This window comes from Deltaproteobacteria bacterium (genome assembly GCA_016930875.1).
Taxonomy (GTDB): Bacteria; Desulfobacterota; Desulfobacteria; order Desulfobacterales.
Genome location: JAFGFW010000115.1, coordinates 32,484 through 42,684, shown reverse-complemented (window position 1 = coordinate 42,684; position 10,201 = coordinate 32,484). Strand labels below are relative to the sequence as shown.

Genomic DNA, 10,201 nt, shown 5'->3' with positions numbered 1-10,201 from the left:
TCTTCATCTTTTCCCATTCAAGGTTCGATGCCTGTCGAGAGCCTCAAGGTCGAGCGATTGGACGTTCGATGTTCGATGTTCATTTTTCTGTAACCGTGAACGGTTACAGAAAACCTTCCTGTCAGTTTTTGAAGAACTCCTTGGCAGCGGTGAAGGTCTCCTTCAGTTCTTTGGAGGAGGCCACACGGATGGCGACGCCATAGAGACGTACCTCGACACATACTCCAGAGCCTCTCGTGGCGGAAAAATAGGTTTTCACGTAGACTTCAAAGACGCCAGCCATGTGTCCTCCATTTTGTCAAGCAATCAGCAAGTTGCCAATTCAGTTCGCTATTATCACAGCAGGTTAAGATAACACAGAAGGAGGGAAGAGACGGCCTGGTTACCATTCCATTTGCGCGTGACCATACCACATTCACGGCAGCGGCTCCATGACATATTGCGTATCCGAAAAGATCAGGTGAGGTGGCAGAGGAACATCGGAAGTGAACACGACATGTTTATATTTGGCGTTATTTAGGAACCTTAATCGCTGAACAATACGCGCCGCTTTGCTTCCACGGGCGCCTCTATCAGGGGTCTGTCCTTTCTCCGATGCTGAAGGGCAGGGGGCCTGTGAGGCGGTTCTCGCAAATCTGTGCCTTTCGCTTGGCATCGCCAATGCCACCTTTGCCATAGATGCCGATTTTTCTCATCCTGAGCATCCTCAACATGTGTTGTATTCTTGCCGGCAAATAATCGTGTGAGCTTTACGGATATACATATCAAGACGCATGCCAAGCGTGAGGCCCGCCCGAGTAAACGCTGTAACTACCCAACGCCATTACTGAAAACTGCGCATGCGGGTTCTATTGCCTGAGATAATGAAAGGAGACTTTCCTACACAGCGGTGGGATGGGAGGGTGGTTCCTACCAGTAGGAAGGAAAAGTGGAGTGAAAGCAGATTGCTACCGTTATCTTTCCTGTATTTTTGATCCGTTGAGCACTTGTTGCAAAACCGAATTCGTGCTCTGTTCCAGCTCACCCATAGTCTCAGCAAGGGTTTTGAGGTAGATCAGGCTCTTTCTAGACTTCTCCCGGTAGGGAAGGTTGAGGGAAGGATTTTGGAGGATTTGGATTGATCTGTCAAGGAATTGTGTATCCAGTTGACCCGTGTCTCTGTAAATAAGGTCAGCCCACTCCTTCTTTAAACTCTCTGGCATCTTGTCGTAGGCTGCAAGAATATCCGGATTTCTCCCGAGGTAAAGGGATCTTTTCAGTTCATCAATACCACGTCGGACCTCTTTTTCATGTTCCTCATCCAGGGGCTTCTCGGCTAGCAGTTCATTCCACCTCTCCTCTATATGCGCGCACACCCACTTTTCACCCTGCTCAGCAGGTGGGGAAAAGTCCAAAAATCGGTTCTGAATCCCCAGGAGATCTTTTCCCTGATCATCGGATCCTTTGCCCATGTTCTTCAACGCTTCATTTAGCGCATGAACTGCCTTTTGCTTCATCCCTTGTTGATCCGAGTGCTCTAACACCAGTCGCTCCCATTGATCTCTCAGGAATCCGAGTTCCAGTTTGATGAGCGAGAAAACAAAACCGGATTTGGCAATGGCATTGCGCAATGAGTGCGCAAGGACATTACAGGAATTTAGCTTGTCCTGTGCCAGTTCGCGCATCGCCTCAAGGGACCGCTGGCGCAACTGGTAGGAAAGGAGTTCAGTGCCGAGGGATAGGGACAGTCTCTTGATGACCCTGGTCTCCGGGCTGCCAATTTCGATGCTGTGTGGGCGGAAATGGATCTTTATTACAGCTACCACCACATATTCATTATTCTGCCAGATGATTTTGCCTTTGCAGTTTCTGGGGTATTGCAGGGGCGGCCCATTTCCAGAGTATGAATCCTCTTTTGGGATTAAAACCGGTTCCATGTGGTGGGAATCTTCCCACACGCCTTCCATCTGAAGCCTGACACTCCGAGTGTCATTTCTGGGATCCTCTGCTGTCCAACTCTTCTGGTTCTCCACACACCATCCCATGGCTTCTAGGGGACGACCCGCTTCATCTCTGTATTCAGTCCAGGGTTTGCCGGGAGGATTATAATCGGACGTTTCCGGGAGACCCCAGGAGATGGTCTTCCTTTCCTCATTGATGACGCCAGAGGTAATCCGCTTTGCGATCATATCAGGAGGAGGACCTATTTCGTAAACGGTCCCCTTATAGGCGCTGGGAAGACAAAACAAGATGACCTCGATGATATTTTTGCACGCCTTTTCCAGGAGCGCTTTATCGATTTCTATCGCCAAATTCTCTTTCCTTCGTATTCGTTAGCATGAATATATTAGACAATATGTCCAGAATCATAATGGACTTGAAGGCTCTGGATTTGAGTTGATGCAAGAATCATGCAACATCTTTAGCTTAAGAATATCGGGATAGATTCTAAACAGTCAACTCAAGTGTACAGCACGGCTGCGGTACCAAACCACAACTACTGTGAAATAACATGCCACAATTTATGGAAAGTTTTACACACTATCAAGGCAACACAAGTGACAGAGAAAGTGGATGGGGGCTTGAAGGCTGATTTTTCTGCAGAATCTCTCTTGAGTTCTGTGAAATTGGCTATATCAAGCTCATTCTTTTTGAAGGCGAGCCCTTTCTTCTATAGCAAGATGGCGCCCCCCTGGAAGTCTCAAGGATATCTAATCCGGTCGGGATGCCTTGGGCAGGGTAAAATAAAAGGTTGCTCCCTTCGCCTTTTCAGACTCCACCCAGACTCTTCCACCGTGGTTATTGACAATCCTCTCAACAATTGGGCACAAAATCTACCGTGTACTCAGCACCACGGTAGATTTCCGAATGCCCTTTCTGCCGCCCGAATCCCTTAACCTCGCTGACCGTCATGCCCTGGATATCAAGTGAGGACAGGCCTTCCTTAAGGTCGTCCAGCTTGAACGGTTTGATGATCGTTTCAACTTTTTTCATTGCCAAGCTCCTTTCGTTTTTTTCCTTCATTGTCAGTCCTGGCAGGAACAGTATCAATAGATGTGCCAAGCGGAGCGGGCAGAGGTTCCTTTATTGTAACCAACAGCTATTATTGACTAATATTGGCAGAGCCACCGTTTGAATTTCTAAAAAGAATGAGATCTGTTGCCACAATTATGTTGTTTTGGCGGTAATAGCATACAATTATCTATACTTCCCTGCATTTAATGGCACAACAGGAATAAGACCTTAGAGAAAGGATCAGGGGTACAGTGCGGGTGGGATAAGTGTGGGGTTAAGTCTTTTGCTTTGAGCCTTGAGCTTTCAGCTTTCAGCTTTGCTATTCGCTCCGTTGGCCAAAACCTCTTTGATTGTCTTTTTGATGGCCGCCACCTGCTCCGGGCTGTCGACTTTCTGGCCGTCAAAGTCCCGCACGTAGAAGACATCGACGACTTGATCGGCCTTGGTGGCGATCTTGGCAACCCTGGTGTCCAGTCCGCACCGGAGAAGGGTATTGGTGATCCTATAAAGAAGACCTGGGAAATCGTGCGTGTAGATTTCTATGATCGTGAAAAAATCGGAGGTCTCATTGTCGACGTTGACCTTGTCCGGCCTTCTCGGTGTCTTTCTTTGCAAGGATTGATAGGCCAGCGCCTTTTGGTCAAGAGCAGTCGAAAGATCCAACTCACCCCTCAGGGCAGCTTTCAGGTCTTTGTTGACCCTCTCCCACATTTCGTCCTCAAGGATAGTGTCGGGTGGGGCCTTGACCTTGAAGATGTCAAGGGCGATGTCATTTCTCCAAGTGTAGATCTGAGCGCTCAAGATATCAAAATTGTTGAGGGTGAACACGCCTGCAATTTTTGAAAAGAGTCCGGGAAAGTCTCTGGCACAGATTGTAGCGGTTCTGTAGTTCGTCCTGGGATTGACCTTTGTCTCCAACACACAGGGGTCTTGACCGAGGCTATGAAATAACTCAATATGACGGAGGATATTTTTCGACGATGTGTACAGGAGGTACCGTGGCGACATATCGTCAAAGAGAGTCTCCAACGTGTTCGTGGGTATGGATACCCCACGTTGAAAAACTTTCTCCTTTTTTTTCTCTACCACTTCTGAAGCCGCTGGTGTGGCCAGTTCACCCTTTTCCAGTATGTGAGAGATCTTGAAAAAGAGTTCCTTTAAGAGCGCTCCCTTCCAATTGTTCCACGCCTTTGGACCAGTAGCCATTGAGTCAGCAACCGTAAGCAAATAGAGCATCCTGAGGCGATCAATGTCGCGAAATTTTTTCGCACATTGAACGACAATTTTTTCGTCGTTGATGTCTCTTCGTGTGGCAGTGTGAATTAAGAAAAGGTGCTCACGAACCAGAAAAGAGATGGTGTCGATGTCTTTGTCGGCGAAGTCCATCCTATTGAACACATGCCTGACGATCCGCGCTCCCCGTGTTGCATGGTCGTCATGGTCATATCCGTCTCCACCCTTGCCCACGTCGTGCAGAAGGCCTCCCCACAGCAGGACCTCAGGATTTCGTATTTCTCTGAAGATCTCTGCGCAAAAGGCCTCTTGAGTTTCGGGGCCTGCATCGCGCAATTCTTTCAAGATTTGTACGGTACGCAGCGAGTGCTTATCCACAGGATAGACATGATACTGATCGTATTGAATCCGGTTGACAATGCCCTTCATCTCGGGAATCAGGGCAGCCATCATGCCTGCGTTTAACATTGCATTTAAGACATTAAAGGTTTGGGGAGGCGCGGACAGGATGCGCTGAAAAGACCTAATGACCGCACGGGACCTTTGGAATTTCTCATCGACTAAGTATAAGAACTCTTTGACCAGCCGGCTTGCACCTGCCCTTAGAGGTTTTTCGAGAACCGCACCTATCTCGAATATTTTTATCAAAAGATGGGGATTTCTGAGGATGGCTTCTGGAGATTCAAAGTCCAGGGCGTCCCGGACGACCTCGATGCCTGCTGCTACCGCCTTTTTCCTGCCGGGCTTTTGCTTTGGCTTCAGTGCATGGCCGAGAAACATCAGGTGCTGTCGTTTCACGAACTCCATCTGGCCGTGCAGGGCCCCCAGGAATCCTTCGACGGCCCGTTGTCCGTTTTCTTGCTTAAATCCCAGGGCTTGGGCGAGCCTGACTTGGTATTCAAAGTAGAGTTGATCGCATTTGCGTCCGCTCAAATGGTGTAGCCAGTTTCTCACGTTTCTAATAAACGTTAGCGCCTCACACAGGGACTGAAACTCATCATGGGACAGATGTCCAAAGAACTCCAGGTCCCTTGGTTCGCTGATGTGATATGTCGTCAGGGCCACCCAGAGCATCGTGTGATAGTCTCTCAGGCCGCCGAGTCCCTCTTTGATATTCGGTTCCAAAAGATAAGTGGAATCCCCGAACCTTGTGTGGCGGTCTTGATTTCTTTCTGAAAGCCAGTCCAAGTAAGCACGTCCGTGCCTGCGGAGGGCTTTGCCGCGTATCTGCTCCTTCAGATCTGAATAGAGGGAAGATATGCCACAGAGAAATCGTGCGTCGATCAGGGAGGTTAAGACCTCAAAATCCTGGGAGGCCAGCGTTAAACATTCTTTCAGGGACCTGGTGGCATAACCAACGTCAAGACCGATATCCCACAGGGGATAAAAAATCTCATGGACAAGACCCTTGGCCTGGTCCGGGATCTTTTTCTTAAAGAGAAGGAGCACATCCACATCGGAATGAAGACACTGCTCTTTTCTGCCGTAACCACCCAGTGCAATGATTGCATAGGGATTTTTGTCCACGCGTATCAGGGGCCCTACGGAACTCCTGAGAAAGCTCTCGCGAAAATACTCGTCAAGGATCTCTGCCTGTCGTTCCAAAAAGAAGGGTTCATCGCCATTGAGGAAGCGGGCGATTAGCCCTTCCCTCTTTTTCTGCAGAATGCTTATTGGGGATTGCTGTGGGGTCATGGGCACAGACAGCTATATTGCTTCCTTGCCCCGTTCTCCTGTCCTGATGCGAACGACCTCATCCAGGCCAGAGACAAAGATCTTTCCGTCGCCAATGGCTCCTGTCTTAGCTTTTTGCTCGATCACCTGCACAACCTGAGGCGCGAGTTCCGAATTCACGACCACCTCCAGTTTGATCTTTGGCACAAAATCCACCTTGTACTCTGCCCCACGATAGATCTCCGTGTGGCCTTTTTGGCGACCGAACCCCTTAACCTCGGAGACAGTCATCCCCTGAACACCAATCTCGGTAAGGCCTTCTTTCACGTCGTCCAGCTTAAAGGGTTTGATAATAGCTTCGATCTTTTTCATTTTTTCTCCTCCAACAAAGCAACAAACATGTAACCCGACTGTCGCAATTACAGACTATACGCCGTCTCACTATGCTGCGTAATATCTAATCCCCTCACCTCTTCTTCATCGGTTACTCTCAAACCCATGGTACAATCAACAATCTTGAAGATGATGAGTGTCATAACAAAAGCAAAGACACAGGTGGCAATGACCGACACAAACTGGATCCAAAGTTGTCCAGGGTTTCCGAAAAAGAGGCCGTTGGCCCCGTCCGGATTCACCGCTATGCTGGCAAACAAACCGGTAGCCAGGGCTCCCCATGTGCCTCCCAGGCCGTGGATTCCCACTACGTCGAGGGAATCGTCGTAGCCGAGTTTTGACTTGGCCAATACACCCATATAACAGATAACTCCTGCTATGCCACCAACAATCAGGGCTGACACTGGTCTCACAAAGCCGGCTGCGGGAGTAATGGCCACAAGTCCGGCCACGGCGCCGCTGGCTGCGCCCAGGGTGGTGGGTTTGTCGCGGTGTATCCATTCTGCAAACATCCACGTAAGGGCGGCGGCTGCACAAGCGACGTGGGTCGTCACAAATGCGCCCGCAGCCAAACCGTTGCTTGCAAGGGCGCTGCCTGCATTGAAACCAAACCATCCGAACCACAGGATGGCAGCGCCCGTAATAGTCATAGGGACGTTGTGAGGGATAAACTGCTCTTTGCCGTACCCTTTTCTTTTGGAGATCAGGATGGCAGCGGCCAGCGCAGAAACCCCGGAGCTAATATGGACTACCGTTCCTCCGGCAAAGTCGAGGGCTCCCATGTTTCCTAACCAGCCACCGGAACCCCAAACCCAGTGGGCCAACGGACAATACACAAATGTGGACCAGAGTATGATAAAAACCAGAAAGGCGCTGAACTTCATACGCTCTGCAAAGGCCCCGGTAATGAGCGCGGGGGTAATAATGGCAAACATGGCCTGGAAGATCATGAAGGCCTGATGAGGTATCGTCCCGGCATAATCCGGACTTGGAGACAAACCCACCCCATTTAAGCCAAACCAGTCGAGGTTTCCGACAACACCTCCCACATCAGGCCCAAATGCGAGGGAATAGCCCCAGAGTGCCCAAATTACCGTGACCACGCCCATGATGATGAAACTGTGCATAATGGTGGCCAGGACATTCTTGTTGCGTACCATCCCGCCATAGAAAAGGGCTAGACCGGGGGTCATGAACAGAACCAGGGCCGAACAAATAAGAATAAAAGCTGTGTCTCCTGCGTCAATCATCTATCAATCCTCCTAGCATTCACAAGGTTTGTCATTTTATCATGAGCCAACTTGTAGAAATAAAAGCAACACATATGCCAAGAGTTTGAAATAGACACAAGTTGAAATAAATTCAGGTGGATAAGACCGAAAAGGTCGATGGATTACAGGGACATGATAGAACGATACCGTGGTAAATAGCAATACTTTCTACAAAAGCGTAGTTTCAGGCATCCGGTATGAATGAACCTGAAGGGTCAAATTTTACGTTTCTTGCCCCGCTTCTTTATGGGGACATAATCCCTCTTGTTCCGCCCAACATAGATCTGGCGAGGCCTCTGGATTTTCCAATTAGGATCTTCGATACTCTCCTTCCACTGGCTGATCCATCCGGGCAGGCGGCCGATGGCAAACATGACCGTGAACATGTTGACCGGAATCCCGATTGCCCGCAGCAGGATGCCGCTGTAAAAATCTATGTTCGGATAGAGGTTATGATCAATGAAATATTGATCCTTCAAGGCCACTTCTTCCAATTTGCGGGCAATATCGAGCAGAGGATCTTGGCGCGTTGCTTTTCCCAAGACCTTATCGCACACCTCTTTCATAATCCGGCCCCTTGGATCATAGGTCTTGTACACACGGTGACCAAAACCCATGAGCCGAAAGGGATCGCTTCTGTCTTTGGCCCGCACCAGGAAAGGGGCCAGATCCCCGCCACTTTCATGTATCTGGCTGAGCATTTCCACCACGGCCTGGTTTGCGCCGCCGTGCAAAGGCCCCCAAAGGGCACATATGCCTGCTGAAATGGCCGCATAGAGATTGACCTTTGCGCTTCCCACTAATCGGACCGCAGCAGTGGAGCAGTTTTGTTCGTGGTCGGCATGGAGGATCCAGAAGACGTTCAGGGCCTTTACGACATCTTCGTCGATAACATAGGGCCGGACCGGTGAATCGAACATCATGTTCAAGAAATTGGCTGCGTACGTGAGGTCATGTCTTGGGAAAATTACCCTGTGTCCTCTGAAAATTTTATAGGACATGGCCGCCATCGTCCGCACTTTTGACAGAAGCCTGGTGACAGTAATATTGATTTCTTCTTCCTGTGTCCTCTCAGGGATTTCGGGATAGAAGGCCCGCAGGGCGTTAACCATTGATGACAGGATGCCCATAGGATGGGCCCATCTGGGAAAGTGCTCAAAAAAAGTCCGCATATCCTCATGGACAAGGGAGTGGTCATTCAGCAGCACGGAGAACCGGTTAAGCTGTCTCTGGGTGGGCAATTCACCGTTTATTAAAAGATATCCTGTCTCCACAAAGGTGGAATGCTCTGCGAGCTGTTCCACGGGTATGCCTTCGTAACGCAGGATGCCCTTTTCTCCATCCACAAAGGTGATGCGACTCTGACAGTTGGCCGTATTCACAAAGCCGGGATCCAGAGTTACAAGGCCGGTTTTCTGGCGCAACTTGGATATATCAATGGCTCTTTCCCCTTCTGAGCCGGTAACAATTGGCAGCTCAAAGGTTTTTCCATCTATGATGAGCTTTGCTGTCTCTTCCATGTTTTCCCCTCGGTCTTCAGATGTTTTGCGTTCCTTTCAACGTTGTCATCTTTCTTGGCATACAACGCACGTGAGGCAGAAAAGCCTAAAGTACGAGATACCCTATGCCGGTTACCTGATGCGTGTTTTCTTCTTTATCCGGCATCTGGCATCATGTATCTGGTCCCGCCTGGGGCGGGATATTTCTTTTAGGCATTTTCATCTTGGTTCTCCGCCTTCCTCATATACCAGAGGTTGGCACATTTTAACAGAGCCAGGGCCATGATTGGTGATAAAGGAACTGTGATTCAAGATTCTTGGGGAGTATGTCGATAGGATATCTACGAGTCCCCGGATATTGCAAAGGAGGTCAAGGATGACCGTAGAGACCAGTCCCATTCTGGCGTATCCCATGCCCGGTCCTCTAATTGAGGAAGACAATTTCTGGAAGACAAGACCCGCCGATGACAAAGTCCGTGAATCACGAAACTTGCTTGACGTTGTGGATCTTGCCTCGTTTCCACCGAAAACCGGCGCTATCACTTCCGGCATTTATGATAGATCCTACGCCTACCAGGAGGATCTCAGCGCTTTCATGGGGGACACAAAGATAGAATATGAGGGGAAAGACGGCTCAAACGTCTTCATACATTTCAGCTATGTGTCCATTTCAAGAAAGGTCCACTATGAAGTCGCCCAAACGGTCAGAGGGTTGGGAGAGACATCTGAAGCCCACCCACATCCCGTGGGTGATTATCTTGGTCCCAAAACCACAGCAGAACGCATCCTGCGTTGCGCAAAAGGGCTTGCGAACAAGTTTATGGCCATGGAGGGTGACGACAAGGAAAAACTGGGTCACTTCATCCAGAAGCTCATCAAGGCCATAGACAAGGCCTTTGGCAAGGCACGGCAGTTGACAGGCGCCATCCCACCGCACATCGGAGGGATGATACGTGAGACCTACGATCTGGTCATGAAAGGGATGGCCTTGCTCAAAGGTGAACTAACCGGCGCCCAGGATACCTTACAAAGCAAGCTCATTTACGAAGAGGAGATTTCCTACACATCAGCTTTTCTTGAAATCTCTGTCATGGCCTGAGCCCCTGCCTTCATTGCCGGCGCTCATGGAAACCGTAC

9 protein-coding genes are annotated in these 10,201 nt (G+C 49.5%); 1 reads left to right on the top strand and 8 read right to left on the bottom strand.

Features of this window, described 5'->3' with window-relative positions; translation table 11 throughout:
* Positions 1-121: 121 nt before the first annotated feature.
* The 8 genes from JW883_10460 to JW883_10425 form a co-directional block, all read right to left on the bottom strand.
* Positions 122-283, bottom strand: a complete 162-nt coding sequence (locus tag JW883_10460; protein MBN1842688.1) for a hypothetical protein — start codon at positions 281-283, stop codon at positions 122-124.
* A 670-nt stretch (positions 284-953) separates the two neighbouring features.
* Complete coding sequence (locus JW883_10455; protein MBN1842687.1) at positions 954-2,291, bottom strand: hypothetical protein; 1,338 nt, start codon at positions 2,289-2,291, stop codon at positions 954-956.
* Positions 2,292-2,690: 399 nt separating this feature from the next.
* Positions 2,691-2,813, bottom strand: coding sequence for a hypothetical protein (locus tag JW883_10450; GenBank protein ID MBN1842686.1), 123 nt, complete (start codon positions 2,811-2,813; stop codon positions 2,691-2,693).
* Entirely contained in the window at positions 2,794-2,973 is a 180-nt protein-coding gene (locus tag JW883_10445) for a hypothetical protein (protein ID MBN1842685.1), read from the bottom strand. Before JW883_10445 ends, JW883_10450 begins: the two co-directional genes overlap by 20 nt.
* Positions 2,974-3,297: 324 nt before the next feature.
* The gene (gene glnD, locus JW883_10440; protein ID MBN1842684.1) at positions 3,298-5,922 is read right to left on the bottom strand and encodes a [protein-PII] uridylyltransferase; all 2,625 of its coding nucleotides are present in this window, start codon (positions 5,920-5,922) and stop codon (positions 3,298-3,300) included.
* Positions 5,923-5,934: 12 nt separating this feature from the next.
* Positions 5,935-6,273 carry a P-II family nitrogen regulator gene (locus JW883_10435; GenBank protein ID MBN1842683.1) on the bottom strand — a complete coding sequence of 113 codons (339 nt, stop codon included), beginning with the start codon at positions 6,271-6,273 and terminating at the stop codon, positions 5,935-5,937.
* A 47-nt stretch (positions 6,274-6,320) separates the two neighbouring features.
* The gene (locus JW883_10430; GenBank protein MBN1842682.1) at positions 6,321-7,541 is read right to left on the bottom strand and encodes an ammonium transporter; all 1,221 of its coding nucleotides are present in this window, start codon (positions 7,539-7,541) and stop codon (positions 6,321-6,323) included.
* Positions 7,542-7,780: 239 nt separating this feature from the next.
* On the bottom strand, positions 7,781-9,085 hold the full coding sequence (locus JW883_10425; protein ID MBN1842681.1) for a citrate synthase: 1,305 nt from the start codon (positions 9,083-9,085) through the stop codon (positions 7,781-7,783).
* A gap of 355 nt (positions 9,086-9,440) precedes the next feature.
* Between JW883_10425 and JW883_10420 the strand changes: the two genes are divergently transcribed.
* Complete coding sequence (locus JW883_10420; GenBank protein MBN1842680.1) at positions 9,441-10,163, top strand: DUF5610 domain-containing protein; 723 nt, start codon at positions 9,441-9,443, stop codon at positions 10,161-10,163.
* Positions 10,164-10,201 lie beyond the last annotated feature (38 nt).